Below are 23174 nucleotides of genomic sequence, written 5' to 3' on the forward strand. Positions count from 1 at the left end.
TATACCTGTAATTTAAGTGGAAAATAAAATTACAGCATCAACTAAAACCGTGGTAATTGGTAATAGCTTTGCCACAATTACCAATTACCTACTTTTAATTGTCATGTATTGCTATTTAGATTTGGCCTCCAAGTTTTCTAAACGGCTTCTCAATTCCTGATTTTGTTGTTTGAGTTGGTCGAAATCTTCACGCAGTTGACGCAGGGTTTTTTCTGAACCAATGTTCTTTTGCACCTTGGAAATTTCTTCTTCAGCAGAGCGACGTACACGCCCATCAGCTGTTTGTTCAGCTAGCGATCGCAAAATCCCCACTGCTTTAGGTGTTTCCATTTGTCCTAATGCTGCTGCTACCGACACTTGCGTTAAAAAGAAGCTTTCTTTGGCTAGTTCCGTTAATTTGTCTAAAATCCGTTCCAAATTAGCCGGACTTTGACCGACAGAAATCTTTCCTAAAGCGCGAATTGTGGCTAAACGTAGGGGTTGTGGCACACCGAGTTTGGTGTATTCTAACAGCAGATTTAAAGCTGCTTCCGAAGTTTTGAATTCAGCTAAACCAGCGATCGCACCACTCCGCACTACTTCATTCCAACCCGCCTTTTCTTCTAAAACAGATTTCAGCAGCTTTAATACTTTGTCTTCCTTGGGTTTTTCTTCCAAGTTGGCCGATGCGATCGCTCCAATCACACGAGAAGCTGCTGCTTCCACGTAGTAGCTGGGATCGCCTTTTTGCAACAGCCCTTTCACAACTTTATAGCTTTCAGCAGTTTTGATTTGAGTAAGTGCTTCCACTACAGATCGTCGCACGTAAGCATTTTTATCTTTTAAGCCAGCAACTAAGCCATCAAAGGCTTGATCTAAATTAATTTTGGCTAGTTGTTTCGCCGCTTCCACACGCACACCCCACAATGGGTCATTTTTTAGCGATGCAGACAGTGCAACGATCGCTTCTAACCCACCTTTTTTCGCCAAAGCTGCTGCTGCATAACTACGCGAAATCGGGTCGGTATCGAATTCTAACTGTGCTTTTAACTCCGCGATTGGATATTCCAAAGCTACTGTTTTTAGGTAATTATTTCCAACATCAAAGCTAATAAATTGGGGCTTATTTTCTAGGGGAAAGTAGAAGCTTTGTTCGCGTTCATTCACCCGGACAGTAAAAATTTTGAGTTGTGAGTTAGGAGTTATGAGTTTAGAATTATTTTTAACTCCTAACTCCTCACTTTTCACTTTTTCTTGTTGCGTATAGCCAAAACCAATAGGTATTTTTAAATCAAACAAATCCTTACTGCCATTTTTACCTTCATCAGCTTGGGTTTGAGTGACTGTAATTTTTGCTAAATTAGCATCTCCATCCCAAGAGTAAGCTACTTTAAAATCGGGATGACCACCACGATAAACGTATTGGTCAAACAGAAACAAAAGATTACGTCCGGTTGCCTTTTCAATCGCCCTGAGTAAGTCTACTGTTTCTACGGTTTTGTGGGCATTATCTTGGACAAATGTTTGAATTGCCTGCCAAAATAACTCATCTCCCAATTGAGTCCGAATCATGTGATAGACACAAGATCCTTTTTCGTAGATGTGGCGATCGTAAAGTTCAATAGCTTCTCGGTAAACGTGCGTTACCATTGGACGACGATAACGGCTGCTATCTTCACTTAAGTAACGACGAGCTTCCAATAAACGATAGTAAGCTGCTTCTTCTAGACTATATTCCTGTTCTGTCCACATCACCTCAGAGTAAGAAGCCATCCCTTCTTTAATCCAAGCATGAGACCAATGCTTAATCACTACCAAATCACCAAACCACTGGTGCGCGAGTTCGTGGACGACCAAACTTTCAGTGTTACGGTTATCTAAGGCGGCGCGTTCATCCAGCAAACATCTGTCTGTTAACAGTGTTGTGGAAGTGTTTTCCATGCCGCCAAAGATGAAGTCATCAACGCAAACTTGGGCATATTTCGGAAAAGGATATGGATAGCCATACTTTTGGCTCAAAAATTCGATCATCCTGGGAGTTTTGCCCATGCTGCGTTTAGCATCCTCCTCCCGTCCCTTTTCGACATAGTAGGTGACAGCTTTCCCGTTCCACTCATCTCGAATTTCAGCAAAATCACCTACTGCTAAAGTCATCAAGTAGGTAGGATGAACTTGTTGCTGTAACCAATGATAGACTTTGTAATCACCATCTTCTGTGGTGTCAATTAATTCACCATTGGAAATTGCTACGAGAGGGTTGGGAACGCGGACACGAATTTCCGAAGTAGATAGTTGTCCTGGATAGTCAAAGCAGGGGAACCAAAAGCGAGAGTCTTCGTCTTCGCCTTGAGTCCAAACTTGACTAGGCTTGTTTGGGTAGTGCTTATCTGGTTGAATAAAATAAATACCGCGTTGCGGTTTTGCTACGGAGTAGGCGATCGCAATCAGCAAGCGTTTACCAATCTGGGTTGGCTGAGAAAGTTCGATGGAAAGCTGTTCGCCGTCATAGTTAAAATTTTGTGGCACTTCGTCCACCTGCACAGACTCGATATTTAGGTTGACAGCATCCAAAGTCAAACGATCAATACCATTACGGATTGGCAAGAGGCGAATGCTACAACTGCCCTGATAGCTTTGCTTGGGGATATCCAAGCTGAGATCGAGAAAAATATGCTCTACCTGTCCGGGGCGATCGGGGTTGTAGTGTGGTCTTGCTCCCGGTAACTCAAAAGGTTTGTGTCCGTTATTATCTGTATCAAAATAAGACTGCGACATTGATGCTTACTGACCTTGTAATCCTGAAAAGTCTGGCTTGGTTGGATGTAGTTAAGTAAAATAGCGGTATCTGATGTATTTCTCTCAACAGGGCATTATGAAGGTGACTTCTCACCTTTGGGATTGGGAGATTGAAATTAATCTCACCCGAACTTCCAAAGATCGANNNCCGATCCTGGGGTTTTTGNCCATATCCCTGCCGCATTTACTTTTGCTGATGTTCTTCTGCACTTTTTTGGTATTGAGTCAAGAGTCTCTTGCACCTCGATAGATTCTCATTAAGTACAAATACTCCTAATTATTTTTATAACTTTAGGATAGCTTGCTGGTGAACACGCTATTTTGTTTAAAATGAACAGCATATCATTTGCAGATTCGCTCCTCATCTGGTTGAAGTATTTTTGAGAGTAATTTTAGACCGCTAATTTGTAGGATTACTAATTTTATCAGTAAATACCAACTGGAGTTGAAACTAAATGCAGGATACCAGTTGTGTGAGAGTACAATAACAGATTTCTGTCTCCGTAAAAACTCCCATACTGGCGAGTGCATGTAAAAGTCCCTCAGAGGTAATGCTTGTAGATTGACGTTGCGCTTGTCAAATCCTCTTCACTTCTTTAACAAATCGGCGTAGGCGTAGCCCGCACTTCTTTACGAGACGCTGCGCGAACGGCTGCGCCCTTCTCTACGAGAGGCTGCGCCAACGGCTACGCTCAGGACAGGCTCAGTGACCATCGTAGACATCGCTAGCTTGTTTGCTGTATAGATGGACTGCGAGATCCAAGTGTTATAGCAATCTGAAATCATTCGTAAACAATGAGATTCTCAACTTATTAGAGAAGTCGAGAATCTTACCCTTGCAATTTTTACAAATCAGATAGGATTGCTATGTATTTAATTTACAGAAACACCATTTGTGGTGAAAAATCACTTTTAAGTTGCATGTTTGCTAATTGAGACATGAGATTTAACTGAGAATTTTTATGATTAATATCCAATTAATTATGGATGTCAAAAGCTTATGGATGTCAAAAGCAACAATTTTCAGCAAAGAGGGGGTAGACGTGCAGCTTGCCAACGAGTGTGCGGCTGAATCCTTTTGTCATGGGTTAGTCTAGCGATGGATTAGCGGAAATATTATAAATCCGAAAACTCTACAGTGACACTTGTATAAATCTCGGTGACAATCTGAGCAAAAGAGGATAACAAAATGCCTGAAAGTAAATCAAAATTTCTCATTCCTGCTGTTGGTGCTGCTGTCGTTGTCGTTGGAAGTATAGCGGCTTATATGTACTTCAAAGGCTCACCAGGAGGTAGTTCAGACGCTCTAGGCAGTGCTAAAGTAGTGCCTTCAACAGCACTGATGGCAACTTACATTACTACTGACTCTGAAGCTTGGGCAAAGTTACAGCAGTTCGGCACTCCAGAAGCACAAAAGTTAGTAGCAAAAGGTTGGGAAGATTTCAATAAGCAAATGTTCAGTGACAGTAACATTTCTTATGAAAAAGACATAAAGCCTTGGGCTGGTGGTGTCATGATTGCTGTACTGCCACCAAATCCTGTAAAACCTAAGCACAGTTAAACGTGCCCTCTGGGACACCTAATGTACCAACAAATTTACAGCAGGAATCAAATATCCTGATAGTGGTGGGAATCAAGGACAAACTCAGCGCGTTGAATTTTGCTAACAAATTGAAGTCACAAAAAGGGGTGAAATTACAGGAATCTGACTATCAAGGTCAAAAAATTGTTGAAACTACACAAAATGGCAAGCCGACGTATAGCGTAGTTTTAAATGATAGTCAGTTGGTATTAGCCCCCGAAAAGCAAGCTGTAGAAAAAGCAATTGATACCTTTAAGGGACAGTCTTCTTTTGCTAGTAAAGAAGGTGCTAGCAGCATTCTTAAAGGAGTGGATGTTAAAAACAGCCTCGCCCAAATTTATGTACCAGACTATGCCGAAATGATACAGCAATTAACTGCTGGAAATCCGCAGGCAAAGCAGTTACCTCCACAAACCCTGACGCAATTGAAGCAGATAAAATCTGTGGTAGCGGGTGTTGGAGTTGATGATGCGGGAGTGAGGGTAAAAGCGATCGCTAATTTAGATCCGCAATTAAATAAATTTCAGTATCAATCAAGTCCTGGGAATATAGTCGGGCAATTTCCTGCCGAGACCTTTGCTCTGATTAGCGGAAATGGCATCAGCCGTGGTTGGGAAGTGCTAGTAGAGCAGTCAAAAGATTATCCAGAAATGAAGCAAGCTCTGGAACAAGCGCGAGGACAACTGAAATTCGCCAATATAGACCTAGATAAGGATATTTTTGGCTGGATGAATGGGGAATTTGCCTTTGGTGCGATTCCATCAAATCAAGGAGTATTAGCGAGTGTTGGTTTTGGAGGTGCTTTAGTATTTGATACTAGCGATCGCAAAACTGCCGAAGCCACCTTGACAAAATTGGATACCCTTGCCAAAACCCAACAAATCAACGTTGCCAATAGAAATATCGGTGGTAAAAACGTAACTGAATGGCAAATTCCCCGACAAGGAGCTTTATTAGCACATGGTTGGCTAGATCAAGATACTGTATTTGTAGCTCTTGGTGGCCCAATTGCAGACGCAGTTAGCGATCGCAAAAATCCATCTCTTGACACTAGCGACGCTTTCAAAGCCGTGACTGGTTCTTTGCAAAAGCCCAATGGCGGCTATTTCTACCTGGATATGGATAAAACTAAAACTGTGCCCCTAATCAATAGTTTTGTATCATCTAACGCCGATACTATCACCATCCTGAATTCCATTCGTGGTCTTGGTTTTACCGCTATTAGCCCAGATAAATCCACCAGTGAATTAGAGATGTTATTAGCTCTTAAGCCTAGTGCAAAATAGGGTATGAAGCATGGAGATTAGGTGACAGGTTACAGGTGATATCATGTCCGCCAAATTACCCATAATAAAATAACCCCACCCCCAACCCCTTTCAAGGGCAGGCTTTTAGGCTTTCGATAAATAGTTGAGAATGTTCTCAATTATTGAACGTAGTTTTAAGTTCTCAGACAATGGTTTTGGTTTTAAAATCCCAAAAATTTGTCTAATCAAAAAAACCTGCCCCAGAAAGACCCCCAACCCCCTCCCGAAGAGCGGGGAGCAGGGTGGATTAATTGTCGGGAGAGAAAAAGTTTTCTCACTCGACCATTGGACTCACAGGCATTGGGCAAAAGGAGTCGGAGTGGTCAAATAGCGCATCAAAAATCATTTGAAGTTGGTTAGCCATCAGCCTTAACGCTTCGGGAAGAGTCCGACAATTTAACTGACGAGCCAGGGAAACTAAAAACTGTCTGACCATCGCCCAATTAGCTGGTGAAAAACCGCCAGTATGAATACAGTTATCTTCATTTAAAGTTACATCCTTGACCCAATGAAGTTGATTTTCAATTGACCAATGACCACGAATAATCTCCGCGAATTCTGAAGCTGAATAATTTCAGCTACTTAAATAAAAGTGTTGTTCATGATAGTCAACAATCTGGCGACGACAATTCTATCCTTGAGGTCGAGTTCCATATCTGTTAACCTCAATTAAACTTTTAGCGCCAACCCAATCAGGTAGTGACTCAAATGGAATTGGATAGACTTTGACTTGACGAGTAGTCTTTCGTCCATGTAAATTTTCATCATGGTAATTGGTATCGATAGCGATTGAGGATTCAGCTAGCTCAGTAGCTACTTTCAGGAGATTTGGCTGGTTTCTTTTAATAGTAATAATGTAGTCATTTTCTCCCTCGATAATCAGCTCAACAGTTTTTTTTGGCAATGTAGTGCATCGGCTGTAATCACGATATGATGCCCATAAAGCTTTTTAATTAGCTCTTCTACCACACTAATCTCACTGTTTTTGTTATTTTCCATAGCTTGATGTCTGATTACCCATCCTTGCTGATGACTATAAACTGAAAACTGAAACGATACTCACAAAGTTTTGATAGGATTGATTTCCCCCGGTTACAGTACTTTTAATACATTTCCCATCGATGGCAAATAATTCTTTGAAATTAATTGGCAAACTCTTTTCTGCCCAGACGTTAAACAGTTCAGCTAATATCTGAAAATCAATTGACATCATAATATTTCTGAATGTTGATGCTGACGGAAATTGAATATCTGGAGATAAATCTAATAATTTGATTAGAGATAATCGATGATTTTTTGTGAACTCAGCTAAAGGTTTATACCCCCAATATCCTGTACAACTACCTAACAAAACTATAGTTAGTATTATCCAAAGTCTATGTCTAATACCTCTAGCATGTCGATAATCGGGAACCCCTTGGATTGCTTCGATTAAATTCATTCCTAACTTTCCTCTGGGAGAACCGTGTTTTTCTTAAGGAATCATCCTTCTATGTTATATTTTCTCTCTCGACAATTAATCCACCCTGCTTCCCGCCTGCGGGGAGGGGAGACAAAGCACGGCTTTGGCGGGGTGGGGTTCTTCGGGTTTAATAAGCAATCAAGCGGACATGATATGATAGGGAATAACCTTTTGGATGCGAGATGGGGAAACTGTTTTAGGTTACAGGTTATAGGATAGAGAATAACCTTTACTCTCTACCCTATAACCTGTAACCTATTCCCTTCTTCACTCCCCATTCCCCAGAATGTTTTTCAATTTGCATCTAGACTGGCCTCCAGCAACTATGTCATAAGTAGAAAAGGCTGTTAAATGCAAACTAATTTATGACTGCTGCTGTAAACACTAATCCTGGTTTAGCTTCTCGCTTGGTGAATGGCATACTGGCAATCCAGCCTTTAGCTAACCTAGCCAAGCATCAAGCTAGACAAATGATGATTAAACGTGCTGAGAGAATTGGTGTGCCTTGGACGCAAGAAGTCGAAACATTACAAGCGCGTGATTGGAAGGACGATCTTGCTCAAGTACAAAATCCTCAGCTTTCCTACCCCAATTACTACGTCACCTCATTCCATGCTTACGAAACCGGAAATCTCAGTTGGCAAGCTGCTTTTGAAGTAGAACCTGCTGCTTACGCTGTCCACGCTAAGATTTGGCAGGGTTCTGAAGAAGCGCAGGGCGATCCGATGTTGCGCCAAAGTTACCACAATATCCTGAAAAGTCAAATTCCTAATGAGCCGCAAGACATCTTGGATGTAGGATGTAGTGTGGGCTTGAGTAGTTTTGCCCTACAAGAAATTTATCCCCATACCAAAATTACAGGCTTAGACTTATCTCCCTACTTCTTAGCAGTTGCCAATTACCGCGCTGGGCAACGTCAAACTAAAATTAACTGGCTTCATGCCCAAGCTGAATCTACCGGGCTACCTGATGCCTCCTTTGATTTAGTTTCCATTTTCCTCATGTGCCACGAATTACCCCAATCAGCAACCCGACAGATTTTAGCTGAAATGCGGCGCGTGTTGCGTCCGGGTGGCTACTTGGCAATCATGGATATGAATCCCAAATCTGAAGTTTACAAGAAAATGCCAGCCTATATTTTGACTTTGCTCAAAAGTACCGAACCATATTTAGATGAATATTTTGCTTTGGACATTGAGCAAGCGATTGTTGAGGCGGGTTTCCAAGCTCCCACTATCACCAACAATACCCACCGTCACCGTACAGTAATTGCTCAGGTGAGTGGTTGATTTATCTCTAGTGTTGTGGGCAGCGATACCACCATTGCTGCTGCTATGCTACTACTACTGTCGAGTACCATTTGCCCCACCTCTGTTAAAGTTACTGATGTTCTTTATCATTGGGGCAATATCTGGTGTTTTAGCCTTTAGACTCGAATGGGATTTTGAAACTGTAGCCAACTGGTTTGTAGACTGGCAGCAGATGAAACGTTGGCTTCCTGGTACAGCCTTGCGGCAGCTTGTAGAAATAGGCCCAATTGAAGAAGGCTGCAAGTTGGCTGCGGTTGTTATCCCAACTTACTATCTGCAACGCAAGTATCGATTACTTCACTCTACGGTTTTTCTCTTCGCCATAGCCGTTTCCCTTGGATTTACTGCCGAAGAGAACTGGATTTACTTTTTCCACGGTACAGCATCAGTTTTTGAACGTACTATCGGCACGCCAGTCCATGCGATGTTCTCTGCGCCTTGGGGATATGCATTAGGAACCTATATTTCTTCTAAAAATCGCTTAAATCGAGACAAAAAGTTTATTTTTAGGGCTTGGCTAAATTCTGTAATCTGTCATGCCTTAGTGAATGTCCTATCTAGTGCTTGGGGTTATTCATTACCCATACGTTTTCTAAGTTACGGTTTATTTCCGTTTTTGTTATGGATGTTTTGGCGACTAGAACAATTACTACGAAAAGTGCAAGGTAAACCTCTAATTACCCTGATTTCAGAACGTACACCCCAGCGCCGTTACTGGCAGAGGAGTTTAGTGTTGTTTGCCCTCGTGCTGGGTGGAAATGCTATTTTCGGGCTGTTTCTCTTAGTCAGGAAAATTAGTCCTTTGAGTCCGTCAAAGCTTTTTGACACTGATATTTTGTGGTTTATATTTAGTCGTTTTTTACTAAATCTCTTTTTTGGAGTTTTAGCTTGGGGCATTTATCGCTATTTACGACATTCCGCCCGCCGTCGGTATTTTTAAAATATGATTTAGGAAAAGGCTAGGGGGTTTCTAAGGCTGTATTAAAATTAGCAGCTACCTTATTTAGTCAAGATGGACTGACAAGTCCTTTGCTACCTAGTTTTAATTGCTTAGTAAGTAAACTTTTCTAGCTGGGCATGGGCATGGGGATGAGATAAATTCCCTATGTCCTATGCCTAATTTGCAATTAGCTAAACTTGTGCTAATACTGGCTGATTCACGGATGTGCTGACAGAATCTGATTCAGACTCCGTACAGTAGATTTCGCAGGAGTTATTAGGACTTTCAATCAATTTTACTTTGTAAAGTTTAGCTCCCAATTCCTGAATGGGCGATCGCAGTAAATTACTAATGTAAAGTGCGATATTTTCAGCAGTGGGTACAACTTCGGCAAAGTAGGGAATATCTTTGTTTAAAAATGTGTGATCGAATGGATCTAACACATAATCTTCTACCACTTGATTCAGGGCACCTAAATCAATAATCATGCCAGTACGCGGGTCAATTTTTCCTTTGACAGTGACTTCTAAATGGTAGTTGTGTCCGTGACCGTTGGGACGAGCGCACTTACCATAAATCTCAGTGTTTTCTTCGTTACTGAGTTTAGGATGAGCTAGCCGATGGGCGGCGCTAAAGTGAGTACTGATGGTGAGGTAAGCTTCCATTGCGTTTCCCATATAATCTGCCCAAAGTTCAGGATGTTCAAATAACTGCACACGGACTAGAGGCAAATGAGGTGCTAGCCGTTGCCAGATAATCCGTGCAATATTCTCAGTGGTAGGCAGAGTTTGTTGAAATTCTGCCCATACATCATTGAGATAAGAGAAGTCCAATTGACTGGTAACTTCCCGTTTAATTACGTGTTTCACATCAGACAAGTTCAGCACCATACCATATTCATCCAATTCCCCGGCTAGGGAGATGAATAAGACATAGTTATGCCCGTGTCCTGGAAATCTAGAACCAGCACCAAATTTCTCAATATTCTCGGCTTCACTCAGTTCTGGTAACCAATAACGATGACTTGCTGCAAACTGGGCGCGGCGATTAACAATACATGGCATGAGTACACTATGAGCAGAATTTAAACTTTCTTAATCTTTTTCTGCTTCCAGCATAAACTAAATTCTTCGTCATTAGTCGTTTGTCCTTGGTCATTTATCCTTTGATATCAAGCGATATTGACCCATGCCCAATGCCCAATGCCCAATAACTATGTAACAGACGCTTGTGCTTCACAGTGCAATCTCGAAGCTATACGGAATAGTTCATGACCTGTGTGTAAATAACGCTCATCGTAGTTCAAAGGAAAATAACCTAATTCATCGAGTCCATCTGCTACTTGATCGAGGCTGTAGTAAAGGTGAGCCGCCGTTCTTGCGAGACTAGGGGGATTTGGCAGGGAGCGAAAAGTAGTTTGTGCCTGCTTGAGGTCATCTCGACAGGTTTTTAAGTATTCCTGAAATTCATCTAACAACTCATCATCAAAGGGATCGGCAGCTAATTGCTCCATTTGTTCTTCTAACGAATAAAGAATTGTACAAAGCAAGCGATTTACTGGTTGGTAAACTTGGCGCAGCCATTCTTCAACTTGCTCGTCAACATCCCGTCCAGTTTTTCGTCTTGTCTGGTAATGGTTTTGGGCTGATGCTGTACGTTGTTGGCGATCGCTATTTAATTTTTGGAAGTCATGTTGCAGTTCTTTGTCATAATTGCGGCGATTTTGGTTGTCGCCTAAAACTTCATAAGCTGCATTGATGCGGATAATTTGCTCGCGATCGGCTGTTTCCTGATTACTGTCAGGATGAAACAATTTAACCAAGCGGCGATAAGCTTGCTTAATCTCCGCAAGGCTTGCACTTGGACTAACTTTGAGAGTTTCGTAATGGTTAGAAACGTGCTTAGAATTGACCATTAATTCAATGTATCGTTAACTGACGCTAGTGGCTAACCTTGCGTCCAGGTCTTGGAACAACGGTGTACTCAAATACCTCTCACCAAAGCTAGGCTGAATCATCACAATTAAACGTCCCTTATTTTCTTGACGTTGGGCGACGCGAATTGCTGCACATAAAGCTGCTCCACTGGAAATGCCAGATAATAGCCCTTCTTCTTTTGCCAAACGCCGACTATAAGCGATCGCATCTTCATCGGTGACAGTAATCACTTCATCAATCAATTTTATCTTTAATACTTGGGGAATAAACCCAGCACCAATTCCCTGGATTTTGTGGGGTCCTGGTCGTCCCCCAGATAAAACTGGGCTATTGGCTGGTTCAACTGCGATCGCCTTGGAATTAGGCTTGCGTGCTTTAATCACTTCTGCTACACCAGTGATCGTACCACCTGTACCCACTCCCGCCACAATGATATCAACTTGTCCATCGGTATCTTCCCAGATTTCAAGCGCTGTAGTTTCCCGATGCACTTTTGCATTAGCTGGATTGCGGAACTGCTGCAACATATAGGTATTTGGTGTAGTATTAACTATTTGCTGCGCTCGTTGAATTGCCCCACTCATGCCTTCCATTCCTGGTGTTAGTTCCAGTTCTGCTCCATAAGCTCGCAACATTGCCCGACGCTCTCCACTCATCGTTTCTGGCATTGTCAAAATTAATTGATAACCCTTAGCGGCTGCTGCCATTGCTAGGGCAATACCGGTGTTTCCAGAAGTGGGTTCTACCAATACTGTCTTCCCAGGAGTAATTAGCCCCTCCTCCTCTGCGGCGTTAATCATACTTACCCCAATCCGGTCTTTAACTGATGCCGATGGGTTCATACTTTCCAGTTTCACCACAATATCCGCAACACATCCTTCTGTTTGAGGAATGCGGTTCAACTGTACTAGGGGTGTACGACCAACAAGTTCTGTAATGTTACGAGCTATTCGCATAAATTGGTCCTTAATTATTAATTATTTGTTATTGGTCATTAGTCATCAGCAAATGACAAATGACTCTTGACTAAATGTAGTACATGATATCTAATTGGCGCCGCGAATCTCGTTTTTCACAAAGATCCTGGAGCGTATATTTTTGCAAGACTGAATTTGCCGCGCGACTTGCTTCTTGCCAAATTTCTTCTATAACTGAACTGTCTATGCTTTTGGAATTAACGTTTTCTTCACCAGCCCGCGCTTCTAACCCTTCTAAACATTCTAAAATTTCAAAAAGGATGATTTTTCGAGGTTCTCGCGTTAATAGATAGCCACCTTTTGATCCACGCTGACTTTTAACTATACCGCCACGCCTCAAGGTTGCTAGTAGCTGTTCCAGATAGCGATCGGGTATGTTTTGTTGTGCTGCAATTTGTCGAATTTGCAGCGGTTCGCCGCTTTCGTAATGAGCAGCCATCTCTAATAAGGCGAGAATTGCGTATTCTGATTTACAGGATAGTTCCACAAGCAGCAATTAAGTTAGGGGTAGAAATTAGGAGTTAGGAGTCATTCAATTTGGATTTGAGATTTCGGCGTGAGCGCTCAGTCGAACGCTTTTTCCTTCAATCTCAAATCCAAAATTCAAAATCTCAAATTGGTAGAATTAAGATACTACGCAATATGTAGCTTTATACCGCCAACTTCTACTAAAAAAGCTCGCTCATAAAAAGCTGCTTGCGGCGTAAGTCACTTGTAGAGTGGGTATTACTCTGGTCTATTCATCTCAAACCCGCCATAACTCATAACTTCTAACTCCTAACTTTTCTATTATACTCCGGTTAACTACTGGGGTTTATCCATTATTATTATCGAAAACAAAAAACCCCACCTAATGGCGGGGAGAAATAGAGTTCAAATTTGTCAGCAGATAATCAACACTCTAGAAGGTGAAAGTAGTTCTGAGCGTACCGATAATAGCATCATCATTATCGCTGTTTTGACCAGGAGAGGTCAACCAGATTACACCAGGAGTTACAGAGATGTTATCCGACACACGATACTTGTAGAAGCCTTCAAAGTGGTAGGGTATATCATTGTTGCCACCAAAACCTGGGCGGTTAAAGGAATAAGGTTCTGCACCAGCAAAAACACCTAAAACGTTACCTTTTTTACCGAAATCAGGTAAGGCTACCCCTAAACCGTAGCTCCAAGCTTGATAATCATCACCTGCACCGACACCTGTAACGTCATGGTAAGAGACGAATCCACTAATGGATAGTTTGTCGCTAGGTCTAAACGCAGCCGACACACCGTAGGAGTTGCTGCTAGCTGGGGTTGCTACACCTCCTGCTAGACCGGCTGCATTACCTAAAAAGTTAGCTTGTCCAGTACCTACATCAAAACCTCCAGTTGTTCCGTCTGTACCAGAGTCGAATAAAGCACCACTGGCACTATATCCGTGGACGTAGGTAGCAGCTAAAGCTACGCGATCGCCTACACTAAAGTTCAACTGTCCTAAAGCGGCATAGTCGCCGTTGGTCAGACCTGAACTAAGAGCAGGATCGTTAGCTTGTGATGCCAAGTAACCCGCAGTGATTGAGCTATTTCCTAAAATACCACCACCTTTACCAAGGGGCAGATTGAGCGCTATACCAGCACCGCCACCAATCCTATAGATGGGACTTTCAGAAGCAAAGGTAGATAAAGCACCGTTACCACCGTCAGTATTATCAAAAAAGTAAGGATTGTTGACAGCAGCATAATGGCTGTGTCGTCCACCACTAGCTGCGAGGTAAACTTGGGCTGGGTCTACGGGAGCTTCATAAGTCAAGCGGTCTATCTTGACACTGTTGTTACCATCGCCGATACCAGCTTGAAATGTTTGTGTGCCTTCAGCAGTATTGAGTGGATTATTAGCGTTGTCAAATTGTGTAAAGGCTGTTGCATTACCAGCAGCGAGACGAGTATGTAAAACGTCTTTACCAGTGAAGCTGGTTTGCAAGTCTAAACGTACTCTGTTTTGGAAGACAGTATTGTTGTTGTCACCAGTGTTACCTCCAAACACATCAGTAACACCAAAAATGGCTTCACCGACTAGTTTTGTGGTGGTGGAGAACTGATTCGCTTCCAATTCAGCAGTCCGCGCTTCTAAGGAATCTACACGACCACGTAGGGTTGCCAATTCTGCGGAAAATTCTTCTTGCAACCGTTGTAAGGTGGCTAAATCTTGTTTTGTTACCAAGTCAGCGGTTGCTGTGGCAATCAATTCGTTAACCCGATCCAAACAGGCATTTAAACCAGCGGCAAATTCATAACGGGTCAAAGCACGATTACCGCGATAAGTCGCATTTGGATAACCTGCAATACAACCATAGCGTTCAACCAAGGACTGCAATGCTTGGAATGCCCAGTCAGTAGGTTGTACATCGGAAAATTGAGAAACCGATGTTACTTGAGACTGAGAATTACCTTGGTTGCCTTCACTGCTGTAGCGATTAACTTGATCTATGGTTGTTTGAGCCAATATTTCTGGCTGTTGGGCAACTTCGGTTACACCTAGTTGTTTGGCTGCTGATACTTGTGTGGTTGGGTTTGGGGCCGCCATTGCTGTTGCCGAAACTAACAATGTTGCTCCCAAAACTGCTGGGCTAACCACTAAGGATTTCCATAATAGATTAGACATTTTCACTTTACTCCTCACACCTTGTTTAGATAATTGGTTTCGTTACACCTAATTCTCGAAAATGCGACATCTCATTGAAACCTATGGATGAGGCATAGTTGTCACTACTACAATTCTAGTTTTTGCAAAGCTAATAAACGATTAACTTTGGGTTAAAAACTGATGTGATTAACTTATGCAAAAACATATCTTTATATCATAACATTATAAAACATCTGATCTAGATGGCAAGATTGCAGCGATCGCCTTAATAACTGTCACACAGACTTATCTAAATATCTAAGCAGGGAGTAGGGTTTGGGTCATTCACTCTCTATGCAGGCTAAATTGCTGAAAGCCTAAGACATTTAGCAGTTTGCCATCAAAAATCACTTCTTCCACTGACCTATGGTATAAATTTCATGCCAGTTAGAACACACTAGCTCGGCTATATAAACCGTATATCGCAGTGACTTTCTGTAGTCTGGTGCAAGATGTTAGAAGAAATCAGTTAGTTGATCTGGGAAATCACCCGTGCTACATCAAAGTCTGACTGCGTCAATCCGCCTGCATCATGTGTTGTAAGTGTAATCTTCACTTTATTGTAGGAAATTTCTATATTTGGATGATGTCCCGCTGATTCAGTCAGCTCAACCAGCTTATTGACAAACTCAATTGCTGCAATAAAATCTTTGAATGTGCGGGTAATCTGCAACTTGGAGTCTTTAACAGTCCAATCTGACAGAATCTTTGCCTGTTCTTGAATTTCCGCTTCGGTGAGTAGTTGTGGCATATCAAGAAATTCCTACTTATATATTTGTTACAACATTTTGCATCTGACAAAGGCAAACTGCTTTTATTCTCCACACACAAAGTATGGGAGGATAAATTAAGCCACAATTCGTGTGTCTAGATTTAAATAGGGCTTGGTAGATAGACGCTATTTCTCACATTTGGTCATATACTCCAAGGTTAAAGGCAAGATATTTATGCTTTTTAAGAAAACTTAAATCGGTTGCCTTTGTTCACGGCAGCCATCGCTATCTATTTTTTAAAAGCAACCATTGAAAAAACAAAAATCACCCCTAAAAAACTATCCGCCCTGATTTAGATCAGACGATCTAAATCAGAGCGGTCTAGCGGGTCTTCAGGTTGCAACCAGACTGCCGGAAGGAACTCCGAGCTTGCCTAGCTACTTGAGCTAACTTAGTATCTCAAAGATAACTAAGGCTAACTTTTAGAGAACAGCCCCGGCGCGCAGCCGACTAACTGCAACCTGATGACCCATGCATTTACTACTTTCTATCATGGGCATCACCTCCTTATTGCCTAAGCGGTCTTAGTTTCAAAAGGGCAGAGAATTTACTCTGGGTTCATAACCTTCACCTAACATAACATATAAATTTAGAGATATTAACCATATATAGAAGAAAAATCTCCCACCTCTTTGATGGGAGATTACTGGAGAATAGTGAAAATTGACACTTTATTGGCTGATTAAAAGGAGATTATTTTATCTAGGTCTGTCAATTTTCGCCAACCACAACCCTAATTCAGGTCATGGTCAAATTTGAATTCTTAGAGAGCGTTACCGCGAGGTAGAACTTCTTCAGGGAATACAAATTGTTCGTGGGGTTGATCTTGAGGAGCCATCCAAGCGCGGATACCCTCGTTCAGCAAAATGTTTTTGGTATAGAAGGTTTCAAACTCAGGGTCTTCCGCCGCCCGCAATTCTTGGGAGACGAAATCATAAGCCCGCAGGTTGAGTGCTAAACCGACGATGCCGACGGCGCTCATCCACAAGCCTGTGACTGGCACGAACAACATAAAGAAGTGCAACCAGCGCTTGTTAGAGAAAGCAATCCCGAAAATCTGTGACCAGAAACGGTTTGCTGTCACCATTGAGTAGGTTTCTTCCGACTGGGTGGGATTGAAGGCGCGGAAGGTGTTAGCACCATCGCCGTCTTCAAACAAGGTGTTTTCGACTGTGGCACCATGAATGGCGCACAATAAAGCACCACCCAATACACCCGCAACACCCATCATGTGGAAGGGGTTGAGTGTCCAGTTGTGGAAGCCTTGCAGGAATAGTAGGAATCGGAAAATTGCAGCCACCCCAAAGCTGGGTGCAAAGAACCAGCTAGATTGTCCCAAGGGGTACATCAGAAATACGCTGACGAATACTGCAATGGGAGCGGAGAAAGCCAGAGCGTTATAAGGACGTATCCCTACTAGACGCGCAATTTCAAATTGCCGTAACATGAAGCCAATCAAACCGAAGGCTCCGTGTAGGGCAACGAATGGCCACAAGCCACCCAGTTGGAACCAACGGGTGAGGTCGCCTTGGGCTTCTGGTCCCCACAACAGCAATAGGGAATGTCCCATGCTGTCGGCGGGGGTGGATACTGCTACTGTCAGGAAGTTAGCTCCTTCTAAGTAGGAGGAGGCTAATCCGTGGGTGTACCAAGAGGTTACGAAGGTGGTGCCTAGGTCAGCCAACCGCCTAGTGCTAGGAAGGCGCAGGGGAATAATAGTATCCCTGACCAACCTACGAATACGAAGCGATCGCGCTTGAGCCAGTCGTCTAGAACGTCAAACCACCCTCTACTAGGGGCACGTCCAACTGCGATGGTCATTAGAGCAAATCTCCAAATGTTTATAAGTACAGGTTGTATCTGTATTATAGATGGCCATATAAGAGCCTTCCATAAGCAGAAAGTTAACCAGGTTGTTAACCAAGTTTACAATTTTTTACACACCTTTAATCATATTAGGTGTAAATCGCTAATTTTTCTAGGGGTTTTGTAATAAAAATTAATTTTTTATCCAGATGAGGTAGATAGAGCAGATGAGCACAGAGGAAAGAGGTAATTTGAATTCTCCCCCTTGCGCCCTGCCCCCTGCCCCTCTGCCTCTTCTAATGCCCATTTTCCTAGAATCAGTCAGCTGACGCTAAAATGAGTCCACAGTTAAATTTGATTATTGCTAAATGTTTACCATCGATTTAAGCATCAGAAACACTGCTTTCCCGATCTCAGTACAACGTAAGTCAGCAGAGGATGCTGAGGCTGTCTATCAGCTAATTTTGGCAGCAATCCGTTCTGGGAACCCTGACATTGTAGAACTCAAGTGCGAAGGCAAGACAGAGAAAAAAATTGCTGTCCGCGCTAGTGAAATTTCTGGAGTGCAGATTGTTCAGAAAGATGGTACAACTCCTGGTGGCGGCAGACCACCTGGCTTTTTCGCTGTAGCTGCTGAGTAACCAAGGTTGACAAATGGCTCAAGTGGGCATTGAGGTCAAGGATTTAAATTTCAGTTGGCCTAATGGAGAGAAAGTGATCAAATCTTGCTCTTTAGAAGTACCCAAGGGTGAGTTTTGGATGCTCTTGGGTACAAATGGCAGCGGAAAATCTACTTTACTGAGACTGCTGGCGGGGTTATTAGCTCCTGAATCTGGCGAAATTCGGGTTTTACAACCCGTTGGCTTTGTCTTCCAAAATCCGGATCATCAACTGGTGATGCCAACGGTTGGTGCTGATGTGGCTTTTGGATTGGTGGAAGAAAAGTTGCCACCTGCTGCTACCAGAGCCAGGGTTGAGGAGGCGTTAGGAGCGGTGAATTTGCTTACTTTGCAACGACGCCCTATCTATGCACTTTCTGGCGGACAGAAACAGCGAGTCGCGATCGCAGGTGCGATCGCCCGTCGCTGTGAAGTTCTATTATTAGATGAACCCACTGCTTTACTAGATCCAGATAGCCAGTTGGATTTAGTTGCTGGTGTCCGCCGCCTTGTCAAAAGTCGAGGTATTACAGCCCTTTGGGTGACACATCGATTAGATGAGCTAAATTACTGTGACGGCGCTTTTTTGCTAGAAAAAGGCTCTTTGGTTGATAGTGGGGAAGCCCAACGCCTCAAACAACGTCTGATGGAGGTACACAGCGAAGCCTCTTAATTGAGTGCTGAGTAAAATTCATTGTACTTAGCACTCCTGAATACTACTAATAAAGAACTGTAACGCGCCTTTTAAACAAAGGCGCGTTTTAAGTTGGTGGGTCTATCTGAAGTTTGAGTTTTGTGAGGCTGCCGTATTTTTTATTCTGTGTAGCATAGTGTTACAGACTATGCATCAATTATTATAAAACTTATGAATGAATTTTGTTAACTCTAGAAAATTGTGATCAAAAACCATGCCCCGTTCCTTACTCCAAGCCGTTTTGTTAGTGGACGGCTACAATATCATAGGCGCTTGGCCTTGCCTTAAAAAAACGCGTGATAGCGTTGGATTAGAGGCTGCACGGGGCGAACTTGTGGAAGCGATGACTGGTTATAGTGCGTTTCAAGGTTACACAACTCAGATAGTTTTTGATGCCCAATATCAGAACACCTCTAGTAATAAAGAAATTATTACTGAGCTTTTATCTGTTTATTACACTGATTTTGGGCAAACCGCAGATACTTATATTGAAAAATCCTGCGCTTCTTTTCGCCACCAAATAGCCCAATCTTTGATTTCTCGTGTGATTGTTGCTACATCAGATCGGGCACAGCAGTTGATGATCCAAGGATATGGGGCTGAATGGTTGTCAGCACAGCAACTCTGTGGGGAAGTGGAAACCACTGTATGCCGGATGCGACAGAAGTATCATACGCGCAAACAATCTAAGAGTCGGTTTTTAGCTAATGCCATTGATGCTAAGGCGCGGCAGCGTCTGGCTGAATTACGAATGGGATTACAGTAGATATTTAGTATCTCAGAGTCTCTGCTTAAGTTCCTGAATCGATTTTGGCTGCAAAATTTCTCTAAATTAACTATCTAAAAAAAATATTGGCGAAAGTACTTGCCAAATACTATTTTTAGCCCTAAGATTATAAATCGTGAGTGGTCCTCAGTAGCTCAGTGGTAGAGCGATCGACTGTTAATCGATTGGTCGCTGGTTCGAATCCAGCCTGGGGAGTTTATCAATTTTGGATTTTAAATTTTGGATTCTAGATTATCCATCAGAGACTTATGGTCGCTTGACTCGGCTGTGACGTTTCTGAATCATGGGTCTTTTGGTGCTTGTCCTAAACAAGTGCTGGAATTTCAACAACGTTTGCGATCGCACCTCGAACATGAACCCTTACGCTTTTTTGGTAGGGAATGGGAACCTCTGCTAGACGATGCCAGAAGTAAGTTAGCGGCGTTTGTAGGTGCTGATGTGCAGGATTTGGTATTTGTCCCCAATGCGACGACTGGCGTTAATTCGGTGTTAAGGTCGCTGACGTTTTCACCAGAGGACGAAATACTTACAACCAACCACGAATATAATGCTTGCCGCAATGCACTTGATTTTATTGCCAGTCGCACTGGTGCGCGGGTGGTAGTGGCAAAAATTCCTTTCCCCATTGACTCGCCACAGCAAGTAATCGCAGCAGTAATTGAGCGAGTTTCACCAAAAACACGATTAGCACTTTTGGATCATGTTACCAGTCAGACAGGGCTAATTTTCCCGATGCAAGAGTTGGCGAAGGAGTTGCAACAACGGGGTGTAGATACATTGATAGATGGGGCACATGCGCCTGGAATGATTTCTCTCGATTTACGAGAGATTGACGCAACTTATTACACCGGGAATTGTCATAAATGGCTGTGTGCGCCTAAAGGGGCAGCATTTTTGTATGTGCGACGAGATAAACAGTCAGAAATTCGTCCTCTGACAATTAGCCACGGGACAAATTCGCCACGCACTGATAAAAGCCGCTTTCAGTTGGAATTTGACTGGACAGGTACAGACGATCCTACAGCTTATATGTGTGTACCGGAAGCGATCGCTTTTATGGGTTCCTTGTTACCTGGTGGGTGGAAAGAATTGAGACAGCAAAATCATCAGCTAGTGTTGCAGGGAAGACAGCTACTTTGTGAAGCGTTGGAGGTGCAGCCGCCTTGTCCAGAGGAGATGATTGGTTCAATGGCGGTTGTGCCAATGCCTACGATATTGGAAAACCGCGATTTCATGTCTGTACACGATGAGTTGTTTGATAAGTTTGGTATTCAAGTGCAGGTGATGCCGTGGCAGGAAAAACCTCGGCTGTTGGTAAGGATTTCGGCGCAGATTTACAATACTTTAGAGCAGTATGAGTATTTGGCAAAGGTGCTAAAGGGGTTGTGCTGTTAATCTAGTTTAGGAAATTGGCGATCGCTTCAATGCTTTGTTCTGCACTATTGGCAGTCAACATTGGGCCATTTGCCAAATAGATATTTTCATTGAAGATCCCAGGCTATTTGTCGGTCGTAAAGATGAATTACACGCGATCGCTCTCTCCTGCGCCGGATAATCCACGGGGAAACTCCCACACAGCAAGACAAAGGCGTTATCCGCAAACTAACGCGAAAAGAAATCTTGACTCCAGAAGGCAATGCTTTTCAAGTGCCTTTGGTACAAAAATATATAGAACAGTTGCTAGAAGAAGAATAAGCGGGGTTGCATATTTGCGGGATGATTTTACTATTTTTGTGAGATGGGCAACATGAGCGTCCCTTGTATTTCCGGGCGGGCAGGATGCCCACCCCACAAGAATCATCCCTTAATTCAGCAACGCCGAATAAGCTTAATTCGTAGTTCGTAATTACCGCTTGTTAATTTGTTTTGATTGCAATTTTCGTTATAAACATTACGAGTTTTGTTAGCAACGCTACGAGTTTTGTTACAAACACTACGAGTTTCGTTAGTAACGCTACGATTTTCGTTACAAACACTACGAGTTTTGTTAGCAACGCTACGATTTTCGTTACAAACATAACGATTTTTGTTACAAACACCACGATTTTGTTACAAATAACATAATTTTCGTTACAAACATAACGATTTCGTGCTGTAGTAGCTTTTTAAATTCAACTTAACTATGAAATATCACAGTCAGTAGAGGTAGGAACGCCAACAGAAAGCCATGCCACGATTGCAATTGAGCTTCTGGGGTTGCTTCTGTTGGTGCTAATAAAGCTTCTACTCTTTGTTCTAAACGATCTGCACCAGAGGAACCTAATGCAGCACAGCAAATTTCCGATAAAACGGGGCCGCTACTAACCACTAATAAAAGTGATTCTGCTAGCACCAGAGGGTCTACCTGCAATGCTGCATAACTGTCAGCACGGAGTTCGCGCAAAGCTAAAAGTTCTTCCCACAAAGGCTCTGTATTTGGCAACCATGCAGTGCAAGAACGCACCCAACCCAGCCAGAAAAACCAGAATGTATCCCTGTAATGGTGATGCCCTTGCTCATGGGCTAAGACGCTTTCTAAATGAGCGGGTGAGAGAGTTTGTACTAATCCTTGGCTAACTACTAGCTCTGGTTGCCAAAAACCGATTTGACCTGCAAACAACGCGCCCGTTTGCAGCAGTCTGGCTCGTCTATCGCCAACATTCACTAAGGGGCAGTTACGGGCAGATTCTACAGACTGCCAACCCTGGAAAGCAAGTTTAATGCATGAAATGGCAAAAAATGCCAAATAAATTAATGCTAGTAAATAGCTAATTGAGCCTGTATACATCCCGCCCATTTGTCCTTGAGGCCCCATGAACAGCACCGCGATCGCTGTCATAAAAATTAGCAAGGGCGGGAAGAGAAACAAAAATAGCGATCGCTGCCACCGCCGACTCCAATTGCCTTGGGGTTGATTCCAAGTGGATCTTAACCACCAGGCAACTGCCAAAGCATTCAAAATCATTATTAGATGCATCATTGTTCCTCCCTGGCTTGGCGTGCAGATTGAATCCGTTTGGCGATCGCTGCTATTTGCTCACTAGCTGCTTCATCTAGACTATCGGCAAAGGCAGCAATAACATCGGGATTTCCCACCGCGAGAAATCGCTGTAACTGCTCGTGAGCTTTGATTACATCTGATTGCTGCTTACTCAGCATTGGCCGCCAATAGAATGCCCGCTCTTTCTTATCGCAGGCCAGCCAACCTTTATCAGTGAGGCGACGTAAAACTGTGGTTACAGAAGTATACGCTAATTCGCGGTTGGGATCGGCGAGGATGCGATCGTGTACATCCTTGACTGTGGCTGAACCAAGTTCCCAGATAATATTTAAAATTTCCGCTTCCAACGGGCCTAAAGATAGTTGTTTAGGGCGGTAGTCGGGTAAAGGTGCCATAGCGATTTTCGATTTGGGATGAGCGGAGTGGAGGTAAAAATTTTACTTTCTATTTGGCTAAGTATTAGTCAGGATGCGTAGTGGTGCTAACTTGGAATGCCAAATACAGCTTGAGAAAATCTGTT

Annotated in this window: 19 protein-coding genes, 1 tRNA gene and 2 pseudogenes; 9 read left to right on the forward strand and 13 right to left on the reverse strand. The window is 42.9% G+C overall.

The window, feature by feature from the left end; genetic code table 11:
• Nucleotides 1-111: 111 nt before the first annotated feature.
• Complete coding sequence (locus tag QUD05_RS26445; RefSeq protein ID WP_289798683.1) at nt 112-2754, reverse strand: M1 family metallopeptidase; 2643 nt, start codon at nt 2752-2754, stop codon at nt 112-114.
• 983 nt (nt 2755-3737) lie between these two features.
• On the opposite strand from QUD05_RS26445, the gene QUD05_RS26450 reads away from it, so the two are divergent.
• Nucleotides 3738-3872: a hypothetical protein gene (locus tag QUD05_RS26450; RefSeq protein ID WP_289798684.1), complete on the forward strand. Its 135-nt coding sequence runs from the start codon at nt 3738-3740 to the stop codon at nt 3870-3872.
• A gap of 92 nt (nt 3873-3964) precedes the next feature.
• Nucleotides 3965-5643, forward strand: a pseudogene (locus QUD05_RS26455) (DUF3352 domain-containing protein).
• A 295-nt stretch (nt 5644-5938) separates the two neighbouring features.
• Here the strand turns inward: QUD05_RS26455 and QUD05_RS26460 are convergent.
• The 3 genes from QUD05_RS26460 to QUD05_RS26470 all read right to left on the reverse strand — a co-directional run bounded on the left by QUD05_RS26460 (nt 5939) and on the right by QUD05_RS26470 (nt 7105).
• On the reverse strand, nt 5939-6100 hold the full coding sequence (locus tag QUD05_RS26460; protein ID WP_289794484.1) for a hypothetical protein: 162 nt from the start codon (nt 6098-6100) through the stop codon (nt 5939-5941).
• Between the two features lie 195 nt (nt 6101-6295).
• Nucleotides 6296-6568, reverse strand: a complete 273-nt coding sequence (locus QUD05_RS26465; protein WP_289794483.1) for a hypothetical protein — start codon at nt 6566-6568, stop codon at nt 6296-6298.
• A 129-nt stretch (nt 6569-6697) separates the two neighbouring features.
• A complete protein-coding gene (locus tag QUD05_RS26470) occupies nt 6698-7105 on the reverse strand; it encodes a transposase family protein (RefSeq protein WP_289795575.1) in 408 nt (135 codons plus the stop codon).
• A 386-nt stretch (nt 7106-7491) separates the two neighbouring features.
• Here QUD05_RS26470 and QUD05_RS26475 point away from each other — a divergent pair, with 386 nt between their 5' ends.
• Together QUD05_RS26475 and QUD05_RS26480 are read left to right on the forward strand one after the other, a co-directional pair.
• Nucleotides 7492-8415 carry a class I SAM-dependent methyltransferase gene (locus tag QUD05_RS26475; protein ID WP_289798685.1) on the forward strand — a complete coding sequence of 308 codons (924 nt, stop codon included), beginning with the start codon at nt 7492-7494 and terminating at the stop codon, nt 8413-8415.
• Entirely contained in the window at nt 8408-9376 is a 969-nt protein-coding gene (locus QUD05_RS26480; protein ID WP_289798686.1) for a PrsW family intramembrane metalloprotease, read from the forward strand. The genes QUD05_RS26475 and QUD05_RS26480 overlap by 8 nt, the downstream gene beginning before the upstream one ends.
• A gap of 191 nt (nt 9377-9567) precedes the next feature.
• On the opposite strand, the gene QUD05_RS26485 is transcribed toward QUD05_RS26480, so the two are convergent.
• The 7 genes and pseudogenes from QUD05_RS26485 to psbD form a co-directional block, all read right to left on the reverse strand.
• The gene (locus tag QUD05_RS26485; protein WP_289798687.1) at nt 9568-10440 is read right to left on the reverse strand and encodes a 6-carboxytetrahydropterin synthase; all 873 of its coding nucleotides are present in this window, start codon (nt 10438-10440) and stop codon (nt 9568-9570) included.
• Nucleotides 10441-10589: 149 nt separating this feature from the next.
• Entirely contained in the window at nt 10590-11291 is a 702-nt protein-coding gene (locus tag QUD05_RS26490; protein ID WP_289798688.1) for a J domain-containing protein, read from the reverse strand.
• A 15-nt stretch (nt 11292-11306) separates the two neighbouring features.
• Complete coding sequence (cysK, locus tag QUD05_RS26495) at nt 11307-12269, reverse strand: cysteine synthase A (protein WP_289798689.1); 963 nt, start codon at nt 12267-12269, stop codon at nt 11307-11309.
• 70 nt (nt 12270-12339) lie between these two features.
• Entirely contained in the window at nt 12340-12777 is a 438-nt protein-coding gene (locus QUD05_RS26500; protein ID WP_094352153.1) for an RrF2 family transcriptional regulator, read from the reverse strand.
• 414 nt (nt 12778-13191) lie between these two features.
• Complete coding sequence (locus QUD05_RS26505) at nt 13192-14934, reverse strand: iron uptake porin (RefSeq protein ID WP_289798690.1); 1743 nt, start codon at nt 14932-14934, stop codon at nt 13192-13194.
• A 490-nt stretch (nt 14935-15424) separates the two neighbouring features.
• The gene (locus QUD05_RS26510; protein WP_289798691.1) at nt 15425-15706 is read right to left on the reverse strand and encodes a 4a-hydroxytetrahydrobiopterin dehydratase; all 282 of its coding nucleotides are present in this window, start codon (nt 15704-15706) and stop codon (nt 15425-15427) included.
• Between the two features lie 785 nt (nt 15707-16491).
• Nucleotides 16492-17549 (reverse strand): annotated as a pseudogene (psbD, locus tag QUD05_RS26515) (photosystem II D2 protein (photosystem q(a) protein)).
• A 353-nt stretch (nt 17550-17902) separates the two neighbouring features.
• On the opposite strand from psbD, the gene QUD05_RS26520 reads away from it, so the two are divergent.
• The 5 genes from QUD05_RS26520 (at nt 17903) to QUD05_RS26540 (ending at nt 21069) form a co-directional block, all read left to right on the forward strand.
• Nucleotides 17903-18175, forward strand: coding sequence for a UPF0367 protein family (locus QUD05_RS26520; protein WP_012410874.1), 273 nt, complete (start codon nt 17903-17905; stop codon nt 18173-18175).
• A gap of 13 nt (nt 18176-18188) precedes the next feature.
• Entirely contained in the window at nt 18189-18866 is a 678-nt protein-coding gene (locus QUD05_RS26525) for an ABC transporter ATP-binding protein (protein ID WP_289798692.1), read from the forward strand.
• A gap of 235 nt (nt 18867-19101) precedes the next feature.
• On the forward strand, nt 19102-19653 hold the full coding sequence (locus QUD05_RS26530; protein WP_289798693.1) for an NYN domain-containing protein: 552 nt from the start codon (nt 19102-19104) through the stop codon (nt 19651-19653).
• A 144-nt stretch (nt 19654-19797) separates the two neighbouring features.
• Nucleotides 19798-19869, forward strand: a tRNA-Asn gene (locus QUD05_RS26535).
• Nucleotides 19870-19893: 24 nt separating this feature from the next.
• Entirely contained in the window at nt 19894-21069 is a 1176-nt protein-coding gene (locus QUD05_RS26540; RefSeq protein ID WP_289798694.1) for an aminotransferase class V-fold PLP-dependent enzyme, read from the forward strand.
• Between the two features lie 721 nt (nt 21070-21790).
• Here QUD05_RS26540 and QUD05_RS26545 read toward each other — a convergent pair.
• On the reverse strand, nt 21791-22630 hold the full coding sequence (locus QUD05_RS26545; RefSeq protein ID WP_289800085.1) for a M56 family metallopeptidase: 840 nt from the start codon (nt 22628-22630) through the stop codon (nt 21791-21793).
• The gene (locus QUD05_RS26550; protein ID WP_069069046.1) at nt 22630-23049 is read right to left on the reverse strand and encodes a BlaI/MecI/CopY family transcriptional regulator; all 420 of its coding nucleotides are present in this window, start codon (nt 23047-23049) and stop codon (nt 22630-22632) included. The genes QUD05_RS26545 and QUD05_RS26550 overlap by 1 nt, the downstream gene beginning before the upstream one ends.
• Between the last annotated feature and the right edge of the window lie 125 nt (nt 23050-23174).

This window comes from Nostoc sp. GT001 (assembly GCF_030382115.1).
Classification (GTDB): domain Bacteria; phylum Cyanobacteriota; class Cyanobacteriia; order Cyanobacteriales; family Nostocaceae; genus Nostoc.